The sequence below is a fragment of the Ignatzschineria sp. LJL83 genome, from assembly GCF_054871845.1.
Genome location: NZ_JBTXLY010000010.1, coordinates 50,990 through 75,028, shown reverse-complemented (window position 1 = coordinate 75,028; position 24,039 = coordinate 50,990). Strand labels below are relative to the sequence as shown.

Below are 24,039 nucleotides of genomic sequence, written 5' to 3'. Positions count from 1 at the left end.
CGGATGATCAACATTCGATAGCTTTTTATCTTTGTAAAGGGATTGATCCTGTTGGTACGAGATCTGCAGAAGTATGCAAACATCTCTGGCGCGTGATATTTACAAGCATGCAAGCATTCGAACCCGCCATGAATCAGTTCCAGTTATAGAGTGGTTTTGGATCAAAAGTCTAAGAAGGACGAATATTGCTGGCACGGGATATTTACAAGCATGCGAACCAGCCATAAATCAGCTCCATTTACAGAGTGGTTTTGGTTTAAAAACTAAGAAGAGCAAACATTGCTGGCGTGTGATATTTACAAGCATGCAAGCATTCGAACCAGCTATGAATCAGCTGATATTTCACAATCAGGCATTTTTTAATGAAGGATGCTTATTAGATATTAGATATTAGATATTAGATATTAGATATTAGATATTAGAAACTCTTAGAAATCTTCAACCTTGATCACATCATATGCCGGCACTTCGTATGGATGCGCTCGTTTCATGGCATTGACGGCATCTTGAATGAGTTCTTTTTTGACGACTAATTCTACTCGCCATTCAGGTACAGTTTTAATTTCATCAATCACTCCGGAATAAGGATCGCTTCCGGCGAGAGGTTTAAATTGTCCAACGCCGAGCACTTGCCAAGCGCAATGGGAGTAGTTATCAATATTTCCACCACCGACTTGAAAAATCGCTTCTTTTACAAGTTCTACATGAGAATCGGGTACAAAAAAGATGAGTTTATACATGCAAAGGTTCCTTTTTAGGTAGAATAGATCGTTCCATCGATACAATATTAAAGAATCAGTTTACGGGAATTTAGGAGATCAAATGAAAAAGTTATTAGGAATTGGATTACTCGGCGGTTTTCTTGCAGCATGTGCTTCTTTTTCGGGAGAAACCGTGATGTTAAAAATTGCTTCTTCACAAGCTAATTGCGTGGGTATTGTGCCGCAAAAATGCCTATTGGTAGAAGAGATTACCGATATTAAAACGGCTTCTAATAAGACTGAGGAATGGTCTTATTTTTATAGTAATATCGAAGGGTTCAACTATGAGCCAGGGTTTGAATATATTGTGGAAGTGCAAAAAACGCCACGTGAGAATGTGGCAATGGATCAATCTTCTATTATTTATCGTTTAGGAAAAGTTGTGAGTAAAGAATCAAAAACCTCTAACAATATGCCAAAAACCTTGAGCATGACAAAGCTTCGATCAGCAAAATAAAGTAGTGATTCATGGAATTTTATTACAATCCGCCCATTGTTCCGTGGCTTGATATTCTCTATCACGATGATGAAATCATGGTGGTAAACAAGCCGGCGGAGCTATTATCTGTTCCCGGAAAAGCGGTGGAGCTATGGGATAGCGTGATTACAAGAGTGCAGTGGCAATATCCCAATGCCGAAACGGTGCATCGGCTAGATATGTCTACAAGTGGGATTTTAGTCATTGCGCTGACGAAATCAGCCGAGCGAGAATTAAAGCGCCAATTTAGAGAGCGAGAAACCTCCAAGCGTTATATTGCCGATGTTTGGGGCTTGATGGAAGAAGATGGTGGCGTGGTGGATCTGCCATTAATCTGCGATTGGGAACAGCGTCCAAAACAGATGGTGTGCTTTGAAAGAGGCAAAAATGCCAAAACTGAATATCGAGTTCTGTTTCGCAATGAAGCCGAAAACTTCACACGAGTGGAGCTGACTCCAATTACCGGAAGATCGCATCAGCTCAGAGTGCATCTATTATCGTTAGGGCACGTGATTTTAGGCGATCGTTTTTATGCAGAAGGCAAAGCATTTACCTCAAGAGATCGTTTAGCACTTCACGCAAGTGAGCTTGCTTTTCAACATCCTGAAACAGGCGAAACCTTACATTTCAAAGCACCGGCAGAGTTTTAGTTTCGATATGTTTACGAGCGATATATTCGTTATTATTGGCGCAATAAGATTAGCTCAATAAGATTTTTTGCTATAACTATTGTTAAATAAAAAGCCCTAATCAAGGGCTTTTTATTACGAATATTTGCTAAGGACTTTAAAAGTTAAATTACCTTTTTTCTTTTTCAGAACTTGTACCAAAACCTAAATCAACGATTTCATAAAAATCATCTTTTCTTCTTAAGGCATTCTCAGAAAACTCTATAAAATTAACCTTTTCAAAATGATCAATTTTATTATCGTCTTGATTTTTATTAAATCTCTTCACAACTGTAGCATAATGTTCAGGATAAACCCTCTCCATTTCCCGCATTTCTTTTTCCAACACAAGCTCAGGATAAGGGTATAAAACCATTTCTTTTTCGTTTTCTAGCCGATCTTCTCTTCTAGTTTTAAAGATTTTGATCCCATGATTTGTTCTAGCTCTAATTACCCCCATCCCGTTAGTAATATCGCAAATTAAAGGATGTAAAAGACGATCTGATGAGTACTTATCACTACCAAACTTTCTGACTCTATCACTAAAGTCAACATCTAATGCAGTTTGTATAAAATTAGTATGCCGTACCTGTTTGTTATTTTGGTTATAAATAGCTTGCTTATAAAAAAATAAACTACAATCAAAACTATCTACCTTAGCGTTATAACCATCTAATATTATAGGTTTTTCTAGGAATCTTTTTATTTCTACATTTTTGATTTCAAGCACATAGTCGTAGATCACTACAGCTCTATCTTTTAAATTTGTAAAATATACATCCAGTATTCTTGAATTTAATGCATTTGCTTTTAAATAAATGCCACACTCGATATAAATTCCAGATTTTCTCTTGTGACTTAAAAATGCAATCATAAATCCTAGTAATGCTAGCTCTACGGCAAAGATAGTAGCTATAGTGCTCGCTACATCTAGCAAGTCATTTTTATCATCAATAATATCATCCCATATTAGCGTTATTATCGAAATGAAAACTAATATAAGTGTAGCCAAAGTTCCCCATTCAATTCTGCGCTCTTTTCCAATTTTTATATCTACATTTATTATATAAATCAGAATGAGAATATATATTATACTGCCTGCTAATAAAACACCTGTCCCAACCGCTCTTTCAGGACTAAACTCCGTAAAGGATAATAAAGATGCGATTATAATAGCCACGATTATAAGAGCGCCCGTTATCACTTGAGTAACAGAAAAAAACTCTTTTTCTCCTTTTTTAGATAACGATAGCAATACTTTGCAACATCCTAAAATAAAATTTAAAATCAAGGCTGATATTATTGTTACAGCGCAAGCCAATAAACAGGCTACCAAAAAACCAAATATAACTGAAACCACACTTACTCTCCCAAAATAGTATGAAAAGCATTATTGCCTATAAGCAGAGGATTTCAAGTTTTGGATTGTTCGGACAATAAAAAAGCCCTGAGAAGGGCTTTGCATAAATTTAGTCTTTATAGAACGAGTTTTGAACTTTTTAAGCTATGAAGATTTCTTAAGAAAGAATCTTAAATTGCGAAAAGTACTTTTTTCTCGTCTTTGAGTAATTCATAAACTTTGTCGATATGACCTTGTTCAGTGACAAATACATCAATCGTTAAAGAGAGATATTTGCCTGTTTTACTTAAATTGCGTTTGATACGATCGTGATCTAATTTTGGATCAACTTGTGTCATCAATGCAATAATGGTTTCTTCGAAATCATCCGTGTTTTCGCCGGTAACTTTGAATGCGAAATGGGTTGGAAATTCGATGAGGGATTCGCCTGTTTCAGGATTAATCATGATATTTTTCTCCAAGTAGTTTTACCGTCTTTGTCTTCAAGTGCAATGCCAAGAGCGCTGAGTTCATCACGAATACGATCTGATTCAGCCCAATTTTTATTGGCGCGCGCGTCATTTCTAGCAACAATCATTGCGTCGATATCAATCCCGAGATCTTCGCTATCACCTTGCAAGAATGCTTCTGGTGATTGTTGTAATAAACCGAGTACAGCGCCGAGCTCTTTTAAGATTGTGTAATAGAGCGCGTCGTTGGTTTTGTTGTATGCCGTTGCTGCTTCATACAATATGGAGATCGCAAGTGGAGAATTAAAGTCATCATTCATCGCTGCGTAAAATTTATCCACTAATGGATGCGATTCAGGGAATGCCGGAATCTCTTTTGGCACTTCGCTAAGCGCCGTATAAAGGCGGCGAAGCCCATTTCCTGCTTGTGCAATGGTTTCATCAGAGTAGTTGATATGACTACGATAATGCGCATTAAGAATGAAAAATCTTAATACTTCCGCAGGATAGCGCTCCAAAATTTCCCGAATTGTGAAGAAGTTTCCGAGGGATTTACTCATTTTTTCGTTATCAATATTGATAAAGCCATTGTGCATCCAGTAATTTGCCATTGGATGATCATGACAACCTTCTGATTGTGCGATTTCACATTCATGATGCGGGAATTTAAGATCCATACCGCCGCCATGAATATCAAAATGTGTGCCGAGTTCTTCAGCGCTCATCACAGAACATTCAATATGCCATCCTGGTCTTCCTGGGCCATAAGGAGAATCCCATGCAGGTTCGCCTTCTTTTGCATGCTTCCATAAAACGAAATCTAAAGGATCTTCTTTAAATTGATCTACAGCAACACGCTCGCCAGAGCGAAGTTCATCAATAGCTTGATTAGAAAGCTTGCCGTAATCCTTAAATTCACGAACACGATAGTAAACATCGCCATTATCGGCAGGATAAGCCAAACCTTTGTCGATCAGGACTTGAATCATCTCTAACATGCCGGCAATATGTTCCGTTGCTCGAGGTTCTTGATCGGGTTTTAAGATATTAAGCGCATCACAATCTTCATTCATCTTGTCGATAAATTCAGATGTTAATTCTTGGATAGTAATATTACGCTCATTGGCACGAGCGATGATTTTATCGTCGATATCTGTGATATTACGCACGAATTTTACATTGAAATTTCTGTGGCGGAAATAACGATTAATCATGTCAAATGCAACTAAAGAGCGAGCATGACCGATGTGACAATAATCATAAACCGTCATTCCACAAACATACATATTAATGTGATTAGGATTGATGGGAGCAAAGGGTTCTTTCTTTCGCGTTAAGCTATTGTAAACTTGAATCATTGTATTTATTCTCAATTCTCTAATTAGTCACGAACAAGTGGATGCAACATTTTAGCGTATCTTTCCTCACAATGATATGCACGAAGGATAAATCGCTCAATCCTCCTATTTAGGAGGATTTTTTCCTGAAATATCCCGTGATAACCGATTTAGAATATTCAGCAAAAGGGCGACAGATGTCTGAGAAAGAAGGTTGAGCAGATAGATGAATGTGATGGGAATAAGATGAATGAATTGATTTGAATCAAGTAGTAAATCCTATTGTGAATCGTTGTGTTATAATTATCATTCTCATTTGCACGCCGAATCATTCAGGAAATATCTCTAAAATGATTCTAAAAATGCGCTTGTAATGAAGTCTTACAATGATATTTTGTAAAGCATATTGTAATGATCTTAAATACGACTTCTCAAATTTTTTACTTAAAGTGAATCTCTGATTTTATGGCTATTTTTACCCCGAAAAAACTTCCTAATGCACCGCTTTTAGTCGTCATTATTACTTTGATGGGCGCATTTGCACCGATGTCGATAGACCTCTATTTGCCGGCATTTTTACAGATGCAAGAAGGCTTTGCGACTACAGATGCAGAAGTGAAAAAGACCTTAACGCTCTTTTTAGTCGGGCTCTGTATCGGCATGATGTTCTACGGCACATTGTCAGATAAATATGGGCGTAGAAATATCATTTTGATCGGCGCTGTAATCTACTCTTTCACAAGTATTGCGAGCACATTTGTCTCAAGCATTGAAGGATTGCAATGGCTCCGTTTAATCCAAGCCATCGGCGCCGGCGCTTGTATGGTTGTGGGAAGAGCGGTTATTCGGGATGTTTTCAAAGGGAAACAAGTTGCTGTCATGATGTCTGTGGTACAAGTCATTATGATGATTGCACCGCTTCTTGCGCCACTTCTTGGCGTGGCAATGCTCTATATTTTTGATAGCTGGCGAGCGCTTTTCTGGGTGCTCACTTTCTTTGGTTCTATGGCATTTCTCCTCACGTTCTTCTTTTTGCCGGAAACCTATAAAAAGGAAGATCGCCCGCAAATCACTATTGCCGAAACCTTTAAAAATTACTTCTTAATCCTGCAAGATCGCCGTTCTTTAGGCGCGATTTTAGGATGTGCATTGCCGGCAGGAATCACGTTTGCTTACGTAACGGGCTCATCATTCTTATATCAAGATCAATATGGATTATCTGAATTTATGTTCAGCATTCTCTTTGGCTTGAATATTGTCGGTGTGATCGTGAGCGCACTTTTAAATATCTTCTTACTTCGCCGATTCAGTGTGCTTTCGCTCATTCTCTTTGGCTTAATTTGGATGAGTATTTCCGGCATCGTCATGCTCACAATTGGCGATAAATCCGTCTTTGGCTTCTTTATCTCTACATTTTTATTAATGTGCGTTTCCGGATTTATCGGCAATAATCTTGTCTCGCAAATTATCGAGCTCAACTACAATAGGGCAGGTGCGGCAATGGCGCTGAACTCGGCAACACAGTTTTTTGTAGGATCAATCGCGAGCTTAATCGTGACGCATTATCAGCATCTCCTTGTGCCAGTAATGGGCGTTTCAGGAATTTTTGGTGCGATTGCCTACTTCTGGTTGTATCAACCTTGGAAGAAAGTATCAAAGGTTGAAGAGAATGATGATCAAAAAGAACCTCAAGCAACTTCCGTAGAGAAGTCCGCATAAGAAAGCATGATGGTTTGATGACATATCTAATGTCATGAATAGAAGAGAATATATTTTAAAAGAGCGTATTTACTACTTGAAAGAGTAATAAAATACGCTCTTTTTTGTTGCGGTCGTTTTCATGATTTTGGCATGATCAATGAGAGGATGCTTGATCTAAACAGTATTTAATATTCGTTTTGAATATTATTGCTATATTAGTTCATAGTGATGATTCATAAGAATTTTTTAAAAATAAAGCAACATTCTGATGGCCTTTACATTCTTTACAAGTTAATACACGGACTTCACAACTTTTAAAATGATTCGGGAATAATAGCCTTATTATCAACGAACCACAGGAATCATTATGAAAAAATTATTGGGTATATTTTCGGCGCTTTCGGTATTTTTAGGATTGAATGCCGGCATGACAATGGCGGCGCCAGTTCAGGAAATCACGATTAAAACGGAGTTGGCATATCCTGTTGTATTAAGCTCTGGGATATCTCAACCGAACTTTTTAAGAGTATCTTTGAAAGGATTTGAGCTTGCGGAAGCAGAACAGCGCGTGCCGTTAAATCTTGTATTAGTCGTGGATAGATCGGGTTCTATGCATGGCGAGAGAATCGAAAAAGCGAGAGAAGCTGCGATTATGGCAGTGAATATTATGGATGAGAGAGATACATTATCCATTGTGGCTTACGATAGCGGTGTGGAAGTTGTGATTCCAGCGACATTAGTCAAAGATAAAAAAGCCATGATTCAGAAGATTAATAATCGATTACAACCTCAAGGAATGACGGCGCTGTTTGCCGGTTTAAGCAAAGGCATTGAGGAAGTGAGTAGAAATATTGATCCGAATAAAGTTAATCGAATTATCCTGTTATCCGATGGCCAAGCAAATACCGGACCTTCATCCGTTCCGGAGTTAGTGGAGTTAACGAAGCTTGCGACTCAAAAAAATATCTCCGTGAGCACGTTAGGGATTGGTCATGATTATAATGAAAACTTAATGGCGGCAATCGCCAACTATAGCGACGGAAATCATGCGTATATTGCGGAAATTCAAGATTTGGAAAAAGCGATGGATCGAGAGTTCCGAGATTCCATGTCGGTTGTGGCGCAAAACTTCACGATTACCATTGAATTGCCGGAAGATGTAAAACCGATTCGCTTGTTAGGTCGTGATGGCGAAATTAAAGGTCGTGAAGTCACGGTAAATATGAATCAAATCTATGCGAATCAAGAAAAATATGTGTTGTTAGAAATTGAACCAATGACGGGAAATGCCGGCGATGACAAAATCGTTGCGAATGTTCATACGCAGTATTTAGATATTTTTACCCAAACATTGAAAGATAAAAATGAGGATATCCGTTTGCAATTTACGGCAGATGATCAAATTGCACTGCAATCTCTGAATCAAGATGTGATTGTGAAAGCGCTGACGCAAGAGATTGTTGCAAGACAAAAAGAAGCGGTAGATTATCTTGAAGCAGGGAATTATGATGCTGCAAATCGCTCTCTTGAACTTGCGAATTTAAGTGATGCGGGTTCTAGAATTGGACTAAAAGGAAGTGAAGACCTTGGGAACAACAATCCCGTAATCTATGATTCAGCATATGGTTTTGTGCAAGAGAATAGTTCTCCCGCTAGGATGGCAATATTGGGTATGACAGGGGATTGGGGAACTTTCACGGCAGGAAAGCAAGATAATCCATTCCATCAGTCTTTGGAAGAGCTCGCTGAACTTGAAAGTTCTACGGAAGATCTTCAAAAAATTATGATGAATTCTAGCGCTCAAAACTCAACTGAAATGAATCAAGTGAGAAAAGAAGTGATTCAGAATATTCATGAGCAGAAAACGCAGAACAAAACACAAAATAAAGCGTCTAGCAAAGATTTAGAACCATCAGAAGATAAAGATGAAGACAAAGATAAGGATTTAGATACATCAGAAGATGAAAAAGAAGAGGAAGAAGTCTTAATAATAGAAGATAAACATAGATATCATCATTATTAAAATGATTTATGGCATAATTCAATAATCTATATTTAATAACCTACATTTTGTAGGTTATTTTTATTGGAAGTGATGATCTTCATTGTTGATGGCATTTATCCTGAGAACTCATAAAGGCTCATATGATTCAGCGTTCTTCTAAATTTTTCGTGATATATATTCTGATGAGTTTGGCAATCATCGGTATTGTGATTTTTATGGGAAGTCAAACCATCGCTTATCGTGCCGAAATGCAAGATAAAGCGGAAATTTTGAGAGCAGAATCTGTTTTAGAGAATGTTGAAAGTATCATTATGAAAGAGATTCAGAAGCTTGAAACCATGCTCGAAGAATTTACGATGACGGAATCTTTTGAAATGCCGGCAGGAGTAGAAAATCTATTTCAGATTGAGTATAACCATCTCGTTTATCCAGAGATTGGAACGCAGTTAACGCATAAAGAGCAAGAATTTATGGAGATATTGCAGCCCATTATGGAAGATCGGGGAAGATTAAATCGAGCATATCCGAGGGAAGATGGCAAGGTTGTTACAAAGGGTTGGTATCTGCTCTATCATCAAAATCTGCCCGTTTGGATTTATTGGACGCAGACTGAAAAAGGAATTACTGGCTATCAAATCTCATATATTTATCCTTTGACGGAGATTTTAAATCGTTTGGCGGATTTGGAAAATAATGATTCTGTCGTTGTGATTGAAGAGAATGGGAATCTACTTTTTCAGCAACAGGAAAATCGGGAAAGTAATCAATTATATGCCGAGAAAACACTGGAATTTCCTCTCAGTTATTGGCAATTAAAATATTATAGTCCGCCGTATCAACCATTTTGGATTTATCTGCTTGGCGCATTCTTTATCGGGATATTTGTGTTGTCGATTATTTGGTTTTTACATCGAATTTATCGGGAATATGAGGCAACTAAACGAACCGCTGAACAGCAAGTGAATTTCGTGAGCCAAGTGTCTCATGAACTGAAAACACCGCTGACCAATATCTCTCTCTTTTCAGAACTATTGAAAGAAACTAATGCATCTTCAGAAACGAATCAATATAGTGGCATTATTCATTCTGAAAGCTTGCGATTATCCCGCTTGATTCAAAATATTTTAAACTTTACTAAAGCTCGCAAGATGCATTTTTCAGAGATTGATTTGGTAGAAACGTTACAGAATTTATATGTGGTATTTGAGCCTTCTTTTACTTCTAAAAATTTAAAATTGAACTTACGATTGCCGGAGAAATTCGACATCTATTCCGATCAAGATGCCATTATTCAAATTGTGAGTAATTTTTTAAGTAATGCCGAAAAGTATGGTGCGATGGGCGAAAAAGTAGATCTTTCATTAATGATGATAGAAGAAAAAACGATTATTGAAGTACGAGATTACGGGATAGGAATTTCAGGAAAATACCTTCAGAAAATTTTCACGCCTTTTTTTAGAATTCATTCAAATATTACCGAAGGCGTTGCCGGCACCGGCATTGGGCTAACGATTTCTGCAAAATTAGCAGAAGCGATTCACGGCGAAATTACCGTTCATCCACAGGAGCAAGGAGTGGCATTTAGGCTGATATTATGAAAATATTAATTGCAGAAGATGATCCCAATATTCGCTTTGGTTTAGAGCAAGCGCTGAAATCGGAAGGTTACGAGCTGATCTTGGCGGAAAATGGCGCAATTGCTTTAGAGAAATTTCAGGCGGAAAATCCTGACTTCATTATTTTGGACATCATGATGCCGGTAAAAGATGGCTATTCCGTATGCCGAGAAATACGAAAAGTGAATGATCATGTGCCGATTCTCTTTCTATCTGCCAAAGATGAAGAAGTTGATCGTGTCATTGGACTTGAACTTGGTGCAGATGATTATCTCGGTAAACCCTTTGGCATTCATGAAATCAGAGCCAGAATTAAAGCGATTCTAAAACGGTGTCATAGAAATAATGCCGGAAATCTTAACAATATGAGAAATTCTGGAGATTTTGGAAATGGCGATAATCTAGATTTAGATCATTTGAATAATGCTTCAGGAAAACGCAAAAAGACTATTCAGCTTGGCGATTGGGAAATTTCTCCCGCAAATCTTACGGCAACTAAAGAGCATAAAGTTATTTCTCTAACGATTCGAGAGATGAAAATCATCGAATTATTAGTGCAAGAAGAGAACAATATCGTTACAAGAGATGCATTATTTAATCACGCTTGGGGATATGATTTCATGCCCAACAGCAGAACGCTCGATCAGCATATCTCTAAAATTCGAAAACTATTTGAAGAAGATCCGCAAAACCCAGCTCTCATTAAAACCGTGCATGGAATGGGATATCGATATTGCCGCAATTGAGTAGTTTTGAAAAGATGATAAGAAAGGGTAACGATATGCCGGAAAAAGTGTTCAATGAATATGAGCTTCATGATTGCTTGATTCATGGATACCAAATGATTTATGAAGAGCTAGATAGAGAATTAATCATTGATATTGGCTATATCTTAGAAGCGCAAGTCATTGATCTTCCTTTTCAGTTTTTGCTGACAAAAGCGAAGTTGAGATTTAAAAATCTATCGAGATTGAATACTGATCATCTGAATTTAGAGTCGCAGTTTATTTACAAAATAACGAAGGAACCTGAGAATTCGAACGTATCTTTGAAACGTTATTTATGGAAGATTTACTTAGAACCAGAAAGGGAAGATTCAAGCCCGATTGTCATTAAAGCTTCGGATATGGTTCTTGAAGTAAGCTCCAAAAGTGTTGCTGTTGAAGGCGGGCGAATGTATTTATATTCAAGCGAAAGAAAGGATTTGTAAGGTGTTACGAAGGTAATAGTCTTTTGATTGAGAGTTTCTTCGTATCTTTAGGGAAATAAATTAATCTTAGAGCAAGGAGTAGTATGTTCATTCTTTTTTTCTATCTGCTGTTGATTATGTTGGGGATAGCTATAGTTGTTGTTCTTCCAGCAGGTCTTTTTTGGTTGCCCTTTAAAATGTCGAGTTTGATTAGGGAGAAAAAATATATACCTGCAATAGCAATCATAATTGCTATTTTGTTTGTATTGATTTTAGGGGTATTATTTTTATATGAAATTGTAGTGGTATTGCTAGTTGTATTTTTCGTGATGATCCTATTCTCATTTCTTATTTTGTTTATAAATTTAGTGATTGTTGTGTTATTGGCTATTCATTTGATTAAGGATATTTTTTATAAAAAAAAGTTATCGAATGCTAAAAGAATTGCGATAGGTATGCTAATGGCTATTTATCTTTCGGAGATTGTCGGCATTATTTGTTTTTTTGTGAGTATAGCTTCTAGAAAATATGGCTGGAATCTTTGAAGTGAATTTTAACGCAAGACTTTTCGCAAGACTCTTTGAGCTGAAAGATGATGCTAGAATCGAAAAGGTAAAGAAAAAGCGTTCAGAATAAAATCTGAACGCTTTTTTGATTCGTTTTGAAACTTTAAACCGTTTTTAACGGGTTTCTAACTAAATAATTATTTAGAAACGTGCGCTACTAAATCAAGAACTTTGTTTGAGTAACCGATTTCGTTATCGTACCAAGCAACTACTTTTACGAAAGTATCTGTTAATGCGATACCTGCTTTTGCATCAAATACTGATGTGCAAATTTCGCCTAAGAAATCTGTCGATACTACTTGATCTTCTGTGTAGCCTAAAACGCCTTTTAATTCGCCTTCAGCCATTTCTTTCATTTTTGCACAGATTTCAGCGTAAGTTGCTGGGTTTTTGAGGTTCACTGTTAAGTCAACAACAGAAACGTCTGGTGTAGGAACACGGAAAGACATTCCTGTTAATTTACCGTTTAACTCAGGGATTACAACGCCCACAGCTTTCGCAGCACCTGTTGATGAAGGAATGATGTTTTGAGCAGCGCCACGTCCGCCTCTCCAGTCTTTTGCTGAAGGACCGTCAACTGTTTTTTGTGTTGCAGTTGTTGCGTGAACTGTTGTCATAAGACCTGATTCAATGCCCCATGTATCGTTTAATACTTTAGCGATTGGCGCTAAGCAGTTTGTTGTACATGATGCGTTTGAAACGATATCTTCGCCGTTATAAGTGTTTTCGTTAACGCCCATAACAAACATTGGTGTTTTGTCTTTTGAAGGACCTGTTAACACGACTTTCTTAGCGCCCGCTGTGATGTGTTTACGTGCAGTTTCGTCTGTTAAGAAAAGACCTGTACCTTCAACAACCACATCAACGTTGATTTCGTTCCATTTAAGATCTTCAGGATTTCTCTCTGAAGTAACACGGATTGTTTTGCCGTTTACTACTAAATGACCATCTTTTACTTCAACTGTGCCGTTGAAACGACCGTGAGTTGAATCGTATTTAAGCATGTACGCCATGTAATCAACGTCAATAAGATCGTTAATTCCAACGATTTCAATATCATTGCGCTCGCATGCTGCGCGGAATACGAAACGACCGATACGACCAAAACCATTAATACCTACACGAATTGCCATTTTGACATCTCCTTTTCGAGAGTAGAACTTGAGTGAGAAAACTCTTAAAAGTTAAATTGAAAAATGCCCCTTTGAGTTTAAAGGAATTGACAGAAATTGTACTGTTTAAACTCAAAGGTTCGATAAAAAAATCTAAAAACAAACTATAAAAATAAATTATGAAACCGTAAAACTTTCAAATTGATATTGCTATCAGTCGTGAAAATTACGCTTCATAGTTATGCTTCATAGTTTTTGATGAAATCTAATAAAAGTGGAACAGGGCGAGCGGTTGAACCTTTTTCTTTGCCTGAAGTCCATGCTGTGCCGGCAACATCTAAATGCGCCCATGGATAATCTTCTACAAAGCGCTCAAGGAAACATGCCGCTGTAATAGAACCTGCGCCACGACCTGCGCTGATATTACCCATATCTGCGAAGTTAGAATCTAACATTGGTTGGAAAACATCATTCCAGATTGGGAATTCCCAAACGTGATCGCGTGTTGTTGCGCCTGATGCTTTGAGCTTATTCGTGAGTTCTTCATTGTTACCAAAAAGACCTGAAACATCATGACCTAAAGCAATGATGATTGCGCCCGTTAACGTTGCAATATCCACAATCGCTTTTGGCTTGAATTGTGTTGCATACGTTAATGCATCACATAAAATTAAACGGCCTTCCGCATCTGTATTTAATACTTCAATCGTTTGACCTGACATAGAAGTGATCACATCGCCTGGTTTAAGCGCATCACCTGCCGGCATATTTTCTGTTGCCGGAATTAAGCCGATAACATTTGCCGGAATGTTGAGTTCTGCAAGTGCACGGAATGTTCCAAGTACAGAAGCAGCGCCACCCATGTCGTATTTCATCTCATCCATGGAGGCGCCTGGTTTGAGAGAGATACCGCCGGTATCAAATGTGACACCTTTACCCACAAGCGCAATCGGCGCTTCATCTTTCTTAGAATCATGTTTATATTCAAGAACGATAAAACGTGGCTCTTCCACAGAACCTTGTGCAACTGCTAAGAAAGAACCCATGTTGAGTGCTTCAATCGCCGCTTTATCAAGAACCGTTACTTTGATATTAGAGAACTCTTTCGCAAGCTCTAACGCCATATCGCCAAGGTTTGTTGGTGTCATAAGATTTGCCGGCATATTCGCTAAATCTTTAGTAAGGCTCATACCGTTTACAAGCGCTTGTCCGTAAGCAACAGCATCTTGCACTTCTTGATCTGCATTTTGATCAAGGATTGTGATTTGCTCAAGATCTAATGCTTTCACAGGATCTTTCTTTGGCGCTGCAAATTGGTAGAGCGCATCGCCCGCTGCTTGTGCTAGCGTCGCGATCGATACAGATTTTCTTTTGCATTGTTGTAAAAGAGAGAATGTAATCGTTGTTGCCGGCGTTGCTTTTGCCCATCTTGTTGCGCTTAATACGGCTTTGCGAACGATATCAAGAGAGAATTTATCTCTTTTACCAAGACCCACAACAAGTAAGCGCTTTGCTTTAATATTGTTTAAGCCAATGAGCGGTAATAGATCGCCGGCTTTACCGGTAATATCGCCACTTTCTAAAAGCGCAGATAATTGACCATTGAGTGCCGTATCGAGAGTTTTCGCATCATCGCTTAATTCTCCTTCAAACGCACCGATAACTAAACAATCAGTAATGTGTTGATCAAGGCTATCGTTTGATACTTGGAACATCATTTTATTAATATTCATGCTTCATTCCTCTTTGTGATCTTCAATTTAAAAACAGGTGATATGTAATTTCAGGTAATAACCCTGTCATATTTCATCATCGGTTTTAAGAGTGATTCTAAAAATTTCTAAAAACTTCTAAAAATCTCTAAAAGCTTCTAAAAACCGATTGCTTATTTCAGGAAGTTATAACGGATTTTAACTTGTTACCTGATTGCTAAAACAAGAAGAGATCAACAAGGGTTGATCTCTTTCATGTGATTTATTGGGGAAGAACTAATCTTCCTCTCAATGAGATTGCTTGCGCTTCTGTAATGAGTACATCGCAGAAATGTCCGATAAGCTCTTCTGGAGCTTCAAAATTCACGATGCGATTATTCTCGGTTCTGCCGGAAAGTTCCTTTGGATTATTACGAGAAGGGCGATCAACTAAGATGCGCTGAATCGTTCCTACCATGCTTTCAGAAATCGCATTTGCTTGAGTCGATAATTTTGCTTGTAAGCGAGCAAGACGTGCTTTTTTCTCTTCCATAGAAACATCATCCGGAAGATTCGCTGCCGGCGTTCCTGGGCGTGGAGAATAGATAAAGCTAAATGAGTGATCGTAATGAATATCTTCTACAAGTTTCATCGTGGCTTCAAAGTCCGCATCTGTTTCGCCGGGGAAGCCGACAATAAGATCTGTCGTAATAGAGATATCTGGGCGAAGCTCACGAAGTTTACGGATTTTCGCTTTATATTCTAAAACCGTGTGATTGCGTTTCATCATCATTAAGATGTGATCAGAACCTGATTGAATCGGTAAATGCAGGTGTGAAACGAGTTTCGGTACTCTTGCATAAGCTTCAATTAAGCGATCTGAGAAAGCAATTGGATGAGATGTGGTGTAACGAATGCGCTCAATGCCGTCAATTTCTGCGACATATTCAATTAAGAGCGCAAGGTCGCCGATTTTACCATCCGGCATTTCGCCTTGATAATCGTTCACGTTTTGACCGAGAAGCGTTACTTCACGAACACCTTGATCTGCTAATGCTGCAATTTCGCCAATGACATCAATAAACGGACGGGAAATCTCTTCACCACGTGTATAAGGCACGATGCAGAAAGAGCAATATTTGTTACAGCCTTCCATAATAGAAACAAATGCCGTAACGCCTTCTGCTCTTGGTTTTGGAAGGTGATCGAATTTTTCAATTTCAGGGAAAGAAACGTCTACTTGTGTGCCATTTCCTTGCCAAACATCATTAAGCATTTTCGGCAGACGATGGAGCGTTTGTGGTCCGAAAATAATATCAACAAAAGGCGCACGTTTTTTAATGGCTTCGCCTTCTTGAGACGCCACACAGCCACCAACAGCAATGACGATATGCGGGTTTTTTTCTTTCAATTTGCGCCAACGACCCAATTCAGAGAAAACTTTTTCTTGTGCTTTTTCGCGGATAGAACAGGTATTCAAGATATATACATCAGCTGCATCTACATCTTGAGTCTGATCTAAATTACAGAAAGCTTTGAGAGAATCTGCCATTTTCTTTGAGTCATACTCATTCATTTGGCAGCCTTGAGTTTGAATATAAAAGTTTTTATATTGAGCTGTAGACATAATTGTTAGTGAATCTCGTAAGTTAAATGTCGAATAGATGTCGAAAATTTTAATTCCCCATTTTAGCCTATTTTCAGGGGAACTTCAGGTTACTTTCTGATCTGAAGAGAAGTGCGTAAGAAATGCTCTAAAAGTGATGGATTCATTGATACCATCACTTGTTGCCGATCTCTATTCATTGATCCAAATAAAGCTCGCTAAACGGCCGGAACGATTTCCATCTCGGCGATAAGAGTAAAAACGATCAGGATCGCTATAAGTACAGAGATCTCCGCCGTAAACTTGAGAAAGCGGAATGCCGAGGTTTTGCAAACGAAGTTTGGCGAGCGCATAGATGTCGGCATAATATTTGCCGGCATTACTTGAAGGTAGGAATAGCGATTCAGGATTGCGATCTTGCTTCGGAATATTGCGTAATAACGTATTGCGAAAAGCAAAGGCAGATTTTACTTCTTCGCCAATTTCAAACGCTTGCTGCGAGATTGCCGGCCCAAGCCAAACAAATAGATCTTCAGGATTTTGTCCTAATGCGGTAACGCTATTTTCGATAATATCCATGAGCAGAGAACGCCAACCTGCGTGAATGCCGGTAACAATGGTTTCTTGGCGATTGGTGATTAAAACAGGCAAGCAATCTGCCGTTAAAATGACTGAAGGCGTATTTACTTTATTGGTGAAAGACGCATCAGCGCCGGCATGATTCCACTCTTTTTCAATAGGCACACACAAATTGGAATGAATCTGTGTGAGAAAGAAATTATTTTTCGGCACATGAAATGTCTCATAGAGCAGTTCACGATTTTTCTGAACATGTTCTTTGTGATCTAACGTGCTTAAACCAAAATTTAGCCCCGCAAAATCGCCCTCACTAAAACCACCTTTACGAGTGGTCGTAAAGGCGCTGATTTTTGAAGAGATGGGCCAATTAGGCGCAATGATTTCTAGGTGTGATGCCGGATTGTTTGGATCAATATGATCTGCACTAATTATCTTGCTCATAAATAATACTCTCTTCACGAATGGCATCGATTAATGTCGCAAGGTCATTAGGGTACGCTTGTTCAAAATAGAGCTCTTCGCCGGTGCGAGGATGAGTGATACCAATGGCAAATGCGTGAAGCGCTTGGCGTTTAAAACCACGAAGGACATTTTCAGCATGTTGACCGAATTTCTTTGGTAATTTGAGGCGCGCACCGTAATCACTATCGCCGACAATTGGGTAGTTGATATGTTGCATATGCACACGAATTTGATGGGTTCTACCGGTTTCTAAACGAGCTTCAATGAGCGTATGTGCTCTAAAACGATCTTGCACACGAATATGCGTAATCGCTTCTTTTCCTTCATTGTTGCCATCTTCATCAGTTTCTGTAACCCACATATGCTTACGGCGATAAGGATTGCGTCCCATCGGTGCATCAATAGTTCTGCCGGCAATTAGTTCGCCAATTACAAGCGCATGATATACACGAGTTGGTGTGCGTTCTTTAAATTGCTCAATGAGCGCAGTTTCTGATTCTGCATTTTTGGCAATGACCAAAAGACCAGAAGTTTCTTTATCTAAGCGATGCACAATGCCGGCACGTTCTAAATTCGCAAGTTCAGGGCAATGATGAAGCAGGGCATTTGCTAATGTGCCTTGGTTATTTCCAGCACCAGGATGAACCACCATTCCGGCAGGTTTATTGATAACCATTAAATCGTTATCTTCAAAAACGATATCTAGATCAATTTTCTCTGCTTGAATTTTTTCCTCGACAGGAGAAGTATCTACTGTTAAAAGAATGATATCATCAGTAGAAACGCTTTCTCTTGCGCGAGGAATTTCTCCATTAAGGAGAACTTTTTCATTTTTAATGAGCTTTTGTGCTTGGCTTCGAGAAAGGTTTGGATGTAGGATTGGGAGAATAGCATCAATACGTTGCTTGTCTAAATGCTCGGGAACAGTGATCGTAAAAGTTTCTGAATGTTTCATAATTTGTATGTATAATCTCGAAGAATTAATTCAATTGTTGGACTCTATAGTAATAAAATGAAAGCGAAAACACTAAAATTTTTTATGGTGCTGATCTCAGCGGGAATTATTACTGCGTGCGGCAGCTCATCACAAGCCAAAAAAGAAGATAAATATTTTGCCATGACAGGGCAAGATCTTCTCGCAGAAGGGGATAAAAACCTCGATGGCGCTAGCTATGAAGTAGCGGTTCAACATTATGAGGCAATTGAAGCACGCTTTCCACATACCAGTTTAGCAGAGCAAGCGAAGTTGAATAAAATTTATGCGCATTATCATGATAGACAGCATGAAAAAGCTTTAGTGGAAATCGGGGAATTTGTGAGAATTTACCCAAATCATGAAAGTATTGATTACCTCTACTACATGCAAGGTTTAATTAACTTTGACAGAGCGCGTTCCATTTTAGATAAATTATTACCACCAGATCGTTCTAAAGTGGACCAAAACCAAATGATGCAATCTTTAGAGTCATTTAGAATTGTGGTTGAACGTTATCCTAATGGCGAATATGCAGAAGACTCTGCAAAACGTATTATCTATCTTCGTAACCTCTTAGCGGAAGCGGAAATCCATAAAGCAGAATTCTATATGGAGCGTCATGCATATGTGGGTGCCATTAATCGTGCGCAATATGTGTTAGATAATTTTGACGCAACAACATCCGTATCAAATGCGCTCTATATTCAGGCAAAAGCATATCAAGCATTGAATCTTCCTGAATTATCACAAAAAAGTATTGATGTTTTAAGACATAACTTCCCATATGATGCGAGACTTTCTGAGTTTGGTTATGCCAATACTCCCAATGCTTCAGTAGTTGTGGATGAAGAAGTTGTAGAAGGTTAAGTAGATCACTAACATAGATAACAAACATGGATTGGGGAACCGCTTTTAGTTCACAATTTACAAAAATAGTAGAAATCCTGAAATGATTTATGCGTTTCAGGATTTTTTATTATTTGAGAATCTGATTAGAATCAGTCAATAAGGGGATTTGTGATTTTTTTAATCTGTTTTTAGTGTAAATCTCCTCTATACTAAAATTCTTGGTATTTTGATCTCTCAATATATCGTCTAAATAGACTCTACATTGAGAGAGAAAATAAGAGAGCAAAAGCCCCATCCCAAGTATGTAGTTGGCCATTAGCTTTAACCATTAACCTTAGCCATTCGTAATGGGTAATGACTCATTCGACATTAGAAATGAAGCAAAATATTCTAAAAGATATTTCACTTCAACTTTTATTAATAAAATAGAACAGATAAAGAAACGCATTATGATTATTCTGACACTCTATCGTGTACTTTGGTGGATTTTGCTTCCGGGAATTGTTGTGATGCGTTTTTTGCGCGATTGGCGTTCTCCCCTTGGTGTGCAAAATTTCAGAGATCGTTTTGGCTTTCAAAAAGTAGATCCAGCAGATTTACTCATACATGCAGTTTCATTGGGAGAAGTTCGAGCAGTGACACCACTTGTGAAACGATTACTCGCAGATTTTCCTAATAAAAAAATACTCTTTACAGCAACCACCTTAACCGGTAGTGAGCAGATTCAGCGTTCGTTTAAAGAAGCACTTGCAAGCGGGCAATTAGCTCATACTTATTTGCCATTAGATTTTGGGCCTTCAGTTGCGCACTTTCTGCAAAAAGTCTCTCCAAAAGCGACTTTGATTATGGAAACAGAAATATGGCCTAATCTTCTTTGGCAGGCCCAGAAAAAGAATATTCCGGTATTTATTATCAGTGCTTGTTTATCTGATCGCTCTTATCGCCGTTATCTTAAAATTAAACCGAGTATGGATCTACTTCTTCGTAATGTCACGGTTTTAGCGCAAACGGATGAGGATGTCTTACGATTTGAGATTTTAGGTGTCCATTCTGCAAAGAAAATGGGGAATATCAAATATGATTTAACCGTTGCGGAAATTGTGTTTGAAAGATTAAAGCAATTACAGCAAAAACGCACAGAACGATCTCTCTATTGGATTGCGGCAAGTACCCATGAAACTGAAGAAGAGATTGTGATCGAATCTTTTATTAAAGCGAAAAAAACACATCCTCATTTACAGCTAATTTTAGCGCCAAGACATCCTGAACGTTTTTTAGAAGTGACATCGTTATTGGAAGAATATGTCGATGCGCATGATTTTTCATTATCCATTAGAAGTCAGGGGCAATTAGAAGATCTTGATGCGAATGCGGATATTTGGCTCGTAGATACATTGGGAGAACTTCTGCTATTTTATGCATTTGCCGATATTGCATTAGTTGGTGGAAGCTTTGTTCCTATCGGTGGGCATAATATTTTAGAACCGGCATTTTTTGAAAAGCCCATTCTTGTAGGTCCTTTTATGGATGAAAACCGAGAAATTTTAAAAGATTTTTTACGCTATGATGCGATTATTCAGACTGATAATGAGCAACTCGCAAAAGACATTATGTTGCTTGTGGAAGATGATGCAAAGCGCATCTCTTTAGGAAATGCTGCAAGAACGACAATGGCAAAAAATCAAGGTGCGTTAGATATTGTGATTCAAGAAATTAGTCCACTTTTACAATAGATAGTAGGGATATTTCCTTTCAATTCAGTTTATATTTATCTCATATACTTTCCTCACTTCTTATCTCTATTTTTTCGTAAGGACTTAGAAGGGGATATTTAGTCAGCATATTGGCTCTATATATCTATTCTATTTATCTGTTTTAAGATGAATTCATCATTTTATGGAGTTTTGGTCATGACTTTATTGGTTATTGGTATTACGGCAATGATCCTTGACGATATCTCTTTGAATTGATCTGTACTCTTAAAATAGGTAAAGAAGTCGCTTTTTAACGCAGATTAGCGTTGATTTGCTTCTTTCGCTTGATCTCTTATATACTGCCTGAGGTTCTTGATTATTAGACATATGAAAAATGTATATTAAGAGGATATAAATATAAAATATATACCTTAAATAGACGTTTTAACGTTTTAACATTTTGAATAGGCATCCTCAATAAATTGCCAATATCATCATCGATGATATAAAAAATATGTCAGGATCAATAAAAAATAAAGTTTAGATGTTTTTTGATGATTGAAATAAATATTTATTTATAAATTTACTAACTATAAAAGAGGGATACGCGTGATGGCGAAGTCGAAGATTTACTATACAAAAACTGATGAAGCACCGGCATTAGCAACTTATTCATTTCTTCCGATTGTGGAAGCTTTTACAAAACCTGCAGAGATTGATATTGAAGTCAAAGATATCTCATTAACAGGTCGTATTTTAGCGTTATTCCCGGATCTTTTAGATGAATCACAACGTGTAGAAGATGCGCTTGCTGAACTTGGTAAACTGACCCAAGATCCAAGTACCAATATTATTAAGTTACCGAATATCTCGGCATCTATTCCACAATTGAAAAGAGCGATTGCAGAGCTTCAAGCTGCAGGTTTTGCAATTCCTGATTTTCCGGAAGAGCCGAAAACAGATGCGGAAATCGAGATTAAAAAATGCTATTCTCGTGTTTTAGGATCAGCGGTAAATCCTGTGCTTCGTGAAGGAAACTCTGATCGCCGTGCACCGATGGCGATTAAAGAATTTGCGCGTAATAATCCCCATTCTATGGGCGAATGGAAAAAGAGCTCAAAGACAAAAGTCGCAACGATGGAAGAAGGTGACTTCTACGGTTCTGAGCAATCAGTGACGATTCCAGAAGCAACAGAATATAAAATTGTCTTTAAAGGGAATGATACAGAAGTAGAACTTAAAGGTTTTGCACCACTTTTGAAAGGCGAAATCATTGATAGTTCAGTGATGAGCATTGCAAAGCTCAAAGCATTTGTAGCTAACGCTATTGCGGAAGCGAAAGCGCAAGATGTCCTTTTATCGGCGCATTTAAAAGCAACCATGATGAAAGTATCAGACCCAATCATGTTTGGTGCTCTGGTTGAAGTGTACTTTGCCGAGCTTTTTGCAAAATATGAAGCACTTTTCGCAGAAATCGGTGTGGATACCCGTAATGGTTTAGGCGATATCTATGCGAAAATCCAAGGTCATGCGAAAGAAGCAGAAGTGATTGCGGCAATTGATGCAGCGATTGCAAATGGTCCACGTTTGGCAATGGTAGATTCTGATAAAGGCATTACTAATCTGCATGTGCCTTCTGATGTGATTGTAGATGCATCAATGCCGGCAATGATTCGTGCGGGCGGGAAGATGTGGAATAAGGATAATCAAACCGAAGATACGATTGCGATTATTCCAGATCGTTGTTATTCCGGCGTATTTGCGGCAACTATTGAAGATTGTATTGAGAATGGTGCATTAGATCCAAAAACAATGGGAACAGTTCCAAACGTTGGGTTAATGGCACAAAAAGCAGAAGAGTATGGTTCACACGATAAAACATTCCAAGCACCTGGAAATGGTGTGATTGAAGTGATCGCAAAAGATGGCAAAGTATTAATGAGCCAATCGGTTGAAAAAGGCGATATTTTCAGAATGTGCCAAGCGAAAGATGCACCGATTCAAGACTGGGTAAAACTCGCGGTAACTCGTGCAAGATTATCGAATACGCCGGCAATTTTCTGGTTAGATGAAAATCGTGCGCATGATCGTGAAATGATTAAAAAGGTTGATATTTACCTTAAAGATCATGATACAGAAGGATTAGATATCCAAATCATGGATCCGATTTCGGCGACGAAGCAAACCCTTAAACGTATTCGTGAAGGCAAAGATACGATTTCAGTATCCGGCAACGTATTACGCGATTACTTAACGGATCTCTTCCCGATTTTAGAGCTTGGAACATCTGCAAAAATGCTCTCGATCGTACCTTTAATGCAAGGTGGCGGTCTGTTTGAAACAGGTGCCGGCGGTTCTGCGCCGAAACATGTAGAGCAATTTGTGACAGAAGGCTATTTACGTTGGGATTCACTTGGGGAGTTCTTAGCATTAGCGGAATCTTTGAAACATCTTGGTCGCACGCAAAATAATGAGAAAGCATTGTTATTAGGCGAAATGCTGGATCTTGCAAATACGAAATTCTTAAAAGAAGATCGTTCTCCGGCAAGAAAAGTAGGGCAGATTGATAACCGTGGTTCACACTTCTATTTAGCACTTTACTGGGCAGAAGCATTAGCAAACCAAGATCAAGATACCGAGTTAAAAGCAATCTTTGAGAAAGTTGCGAAAAACTTAGCGGAGAATGAAGCGAAAATTAACGAAGAGTTAATTGCAGCGCAAGGAAAAGCAGAAGAAATCGGCGGTTACTATCGTCCGGTAGATGCAAAAGCAGAAAAGGCAATGCGTCCAAGTAATACATTAAATGAAGTATTAGCATCATTTTAATGATGAGATTTGTAGTTGTACTGTGAAGTCATTCATGGAAATAACGACAAATTCTATTTAAGACTTTTGTTAGATCTGAATAGAGTAAAAACAGAGCCCGATAAGTGATTATCG

Annotated in this window: 21 protein-coding genes; 12 read left to right on the top strand and 9 right to left on the bottom strand. The window is 38.3% G+C overall.

Features of this window, described 5'->3' with window-relative positions:
• Window positions 1-73: 73 nt before the first annotated feature.
• Window positions 74-394, top strand: coding sequence for a hypothetical protein (locus tag ACYSN2_RS07770; protein WP_461749687.1), 321 nt, complete (start codon window positions 74-76; stop codon window positions 392-394).
• A 34-nt stretch (window positions 395-428) separates the two neighbouring features.
• Here the strand turns inward: ACYSN2_RS07770 and ACYSN2_RS07765 are convergent, their stop codons facing one another.
• A complete protein-coding gene (locus ACYSN2_RS07765; protein WP_461749686.1) occupies window positions 429-740 on the bottom strand; it encodes an NGG1p interacting factor NIF3 in 312 nt (103 codons plus the stop codon).
• 82 nt (window positions 741-822) lie between these two features.
• On the opposite strand from ACYSN2_RS07765, the gene ACYSN2_RS07760 reads away from it, so the two are divergent.
• Both ACYSN2_RS07760 and rluA read left to right on the top strand, forming a co-directional pair.
• Entirely contained in the window at window positions 823-1,218 is a 396-nt protein-coding gene (locus tag ACYSN2_RS07760; protein WP_461749685.1) for a DUF4377 domain-containing protein, read from the top strand.
• Between the two features lie 11 nt (window positions 1,219-1,229).
• Window positions 1,230-1,889, top strand: a complete 660-nt coding sequence (gene rluA / locus ACYSN2_RS07755) for a bifunctional tRNA pseudouridine(32) synthase/23S rRNA pseudouridine(746) synthase RluA (protein WP_461749684.1) — start codon at window positions 1,230-1,232, stop codon at window positions 1,887-1,889.
• Window positions 1,890-2,037: 148 nt separating this feature from the next.
• Here the strand turns inward: rluA and ACYSN2_RS07750 are convergent, their stop codons facing one another.
• The 3 genes from ACYSN2_RS07750 to cysS all read right to left on the bottom strand — a co-directional run bounded on the left by ACYSN2_RS07750 (window position 2,038) and on the right by cysS (window position 5,074).
• Window positions 2,038-3,267: a hypothetical protein gene (locus tag ACYSN2_RS07750; RefSeq protein WP_461749683.1), complete on the bottom strand. Its 1,230-nt coding sequence runs from the start codon at window positions 3,265-3,267 to the stop codon at window positions 2,038-2,040.
• Window positions 3,268-3,437: 170 nt separating this feature from the next.
• The gene (locus tag ACYSN2_RS07745) at window positions 3,438-3,713 is read right to left on the bottom strand and encodes an HP0495 family protein (RefSeq protein WP_461749682.1); all 276 of its coding nucleotides are present in this window, start codon (window positions 3,711-3,713) and stop codon (window positions 3,438-3,440) included.
• The gene (cysS, locus tag ACYSN2_RS07740; RefSeq protein WP_461749681.1) at window positions 3,710-5,074 is read right to left on the bottom strand and encodes a cysteine--tRNA ligase; all 1,365 of its coding nucleotides are present in this window, start codon (window positions 5,072-5,074) and stop codon (window positions 3,710-3,712) included. Before cysS ends, ACYSN2_RS07745 begins: the two co-directional genes overlap by 4 nt.
• Window positions 5,075-5,518: 444 nt before the next feature.
• Here cysS and ACYSN2_RS07735 point away from each other — a divergent pair, with 444 nt between their 5' ends.
• From ACYSN2_RS07735 to ACYSN2_RS07710, 6 genes are all read left to right on the top strand, one after another.
• Window positions 5,519-6,772 carry a multidrug effflux MFS transporter gene (locus ACYSN2_RS07735; protein ID WP_461749680.1) on the top strand — a complete coding sequence of 418 codons (1,254 nt, stop codon included), beginning with the start codon at window positions 5,519-5,521 and terminating at the stop codon, window positions 6,770-6,772.
• A 349-nt stretch (window positions 6,773-7,121) separates the two neighbouring features.
• On the top strand, window positions 7,122-8,777 hold the full coding sequence (locus ACYSN2_RS07730; RefSeq protein WP_461749679.1) for a porin: 1,656 nt from the start codon (window positions 7,122-7,124) through the stop codon (window positions 8,775-8,777).
• A gap of 122 nt (window positions 8,778-8,899) precedes the next feature.
• The gene (locus tag ACYSN2_RS07725; protein ID WP_461749678.1) at window positions 8,900-10,357 is read left to right on the top strand and encodes a sensor histidine kinase; all 1,458 of its coding nucleotides are present in this window, start codon (window positions 8,900-8,902) and stop codon (window positions 10,355-10,357) included.
• A complete protein-coding gene (locus ACYSN2_RS07720; RefSeq protein ID WP_461749677.1) occupies window positions 10,354-11,121 on the top strand; it encodes a response regulator transcription factor in 768 nt (255 codons plus the stop codon). Before ACYSN2_RS07725 ends, ACYSN2_RS07720 begins: the two co-directional genes overlap by 4 nt.
• Window positions 11,122-11,156: 35 nt before the next feature.
• Window positions 11,157-11,585 carry a hypothetical protein gene (locus tag ACYSN2_RS07715; RefSeq protein ID WP_461749676.1) on the top strand — a complete coding sequence of 143 codons (429 nt, stop codon included), beginning with the start codon at window positions 11,157-11,159 and terminating at the stop codon, window positions 11,583-11,585.
• Window positions 11,586-11,668: 83 nt separating this feature from the next.
• The gene (locus ACYSN2_RS07710) at window positions 11,669-12,109 is read left to right on the top strand and encodes a hypothetical protein (RefSeq protein WP_461749675.1); all 441 of its coding nucleotides are present in this window, start codon (window positions 11,669-11,671) and stop codon (window positions 12,107-12,109) included.
• A 158-nt stretch (window positions 12,110-12,267) separates the two neighbouring features.
• On the opposite strand, the gene gap is transcribed toward ACYSN2_RS07710, so the two are convergent.
• From gap to ACYSN2_RS07685, 5 genes are all read right to left on the bottom strand, one after another.
• On the bottom strand, window positions 12,268-13,263 hold the full coding sequence (gene gap, locus ACYSN2_RS07705; RefSeq protein WP_461749674.1) for a type I glyceraldehyde-3-phosphate dehydrogenase: 996 nt from the start codon (window positions 13,261-13,263) through the stop codon (window positions 12,268-12,270).
• A gap of 218 nt (window positions 13,264-13,481) precedes the next feature.
• On the bottom strand, window positions 13,482-14,975 hold the full coding sequence (locus tag ACYSN2_RS07700; protein ID WP_461749673.1) for a leucyl aminopeptidase: 1,494 nt from the start codon (window positions 14,973-14,975) through the stop codon (window positions 13,482-13,484).
• Between the two features lie 241 nt (window positions 14,976-15,216).
• Window positions 15,217-16,560 carry a tRNA (N6-isopentenyl adenosine(37)-C2)-methylthiotransferase MiaB gene (gene miaB, locus ACYSN2_RS07695; protein ID WP_461749672.1) on the bottom strand — a complete coding sequence of 448 codons (1,344 nt, stop codon included), beginning with the start codon at window positions 16,558-16,560 and terminating at the stop codon, window positions 15,217-15,219.
• A 171-nt stretch (window positions 16,561-16,731) separates the two neighbouring features.
• Window positions 16,732-17,559: a peptidoglycan editing factor PgeF gene (gene pgeF, locus ACYSN2_RS07690; RefSeq protein ID WP_461749671.1), complete on the bottom strand. Its 828-nt coding sequence runs from the start codon at window positions 17,557-17,559 to the stop codon at window positions 16,732-16,734.
• Window positions 17,543-18,535 (bottom strand): RluA family pseudouridine synthase, encoded by a 993-nt coding sequence (locus ACYSN2_RS07685; RefSeq protein WP_461749670.1) that lies wholly within the window; start codon window positions 18,533-18,535, stop codon window positions 17,543-17,545. The genes pgeF and ACYSN2_RS07685 overlap by 17 nt, the downstream gene beginning before the upstream one ends.
• 57 nt (window positions 18,536-18,592) lie before the next feature.
• Between ACYSN2_RS07685 and ACYSN2_RS07680 the strand changes: the two genes are divergently transcribed.
• From ACYSN2_RS07680 to ACYSN2_RS07670, 3 genes are all read left to right on the top strand, one after another.
• Window positions 18,593-19,423, top strand: a complete 831-nt coding sequence (locus tag ACYSN2_RS07680; protein WP_461749669.1) for an outer membrane protein assembly factor BamD — start codon at window positions 18,593-18,595, stop codon at window positions 19,421-19,423.
• 431 nt (window positions 19,424-19,854) lie between these two features.
• Entirely contained in the window at window positions 19,855-21,138 is a 1,284-nt protein-coding gene (locus ACYSN2_RS07675) for a 3-deoxy-D-manno-octulosonic acid transferase (protein ID WP_461749668.1), read from the top strand.
• A 570-nt stretch (window positions 21,139-21,708) separates the two neighbouring features.
• Window positions 21,709-23,925, top strand: coding sequence for an NADP-dependent isocitrate dehydrogenase (locus ACYSN2_RS07670; RefSeq protein ID WP_461749667.1), 2,217 nt, complete (start codon window positions 21,709-21,711; stop codon window positions 23,923-23,925).
• The last annotated feature ends 114 nt before the right edge of the window (window positions 23,926-24,039 follow it).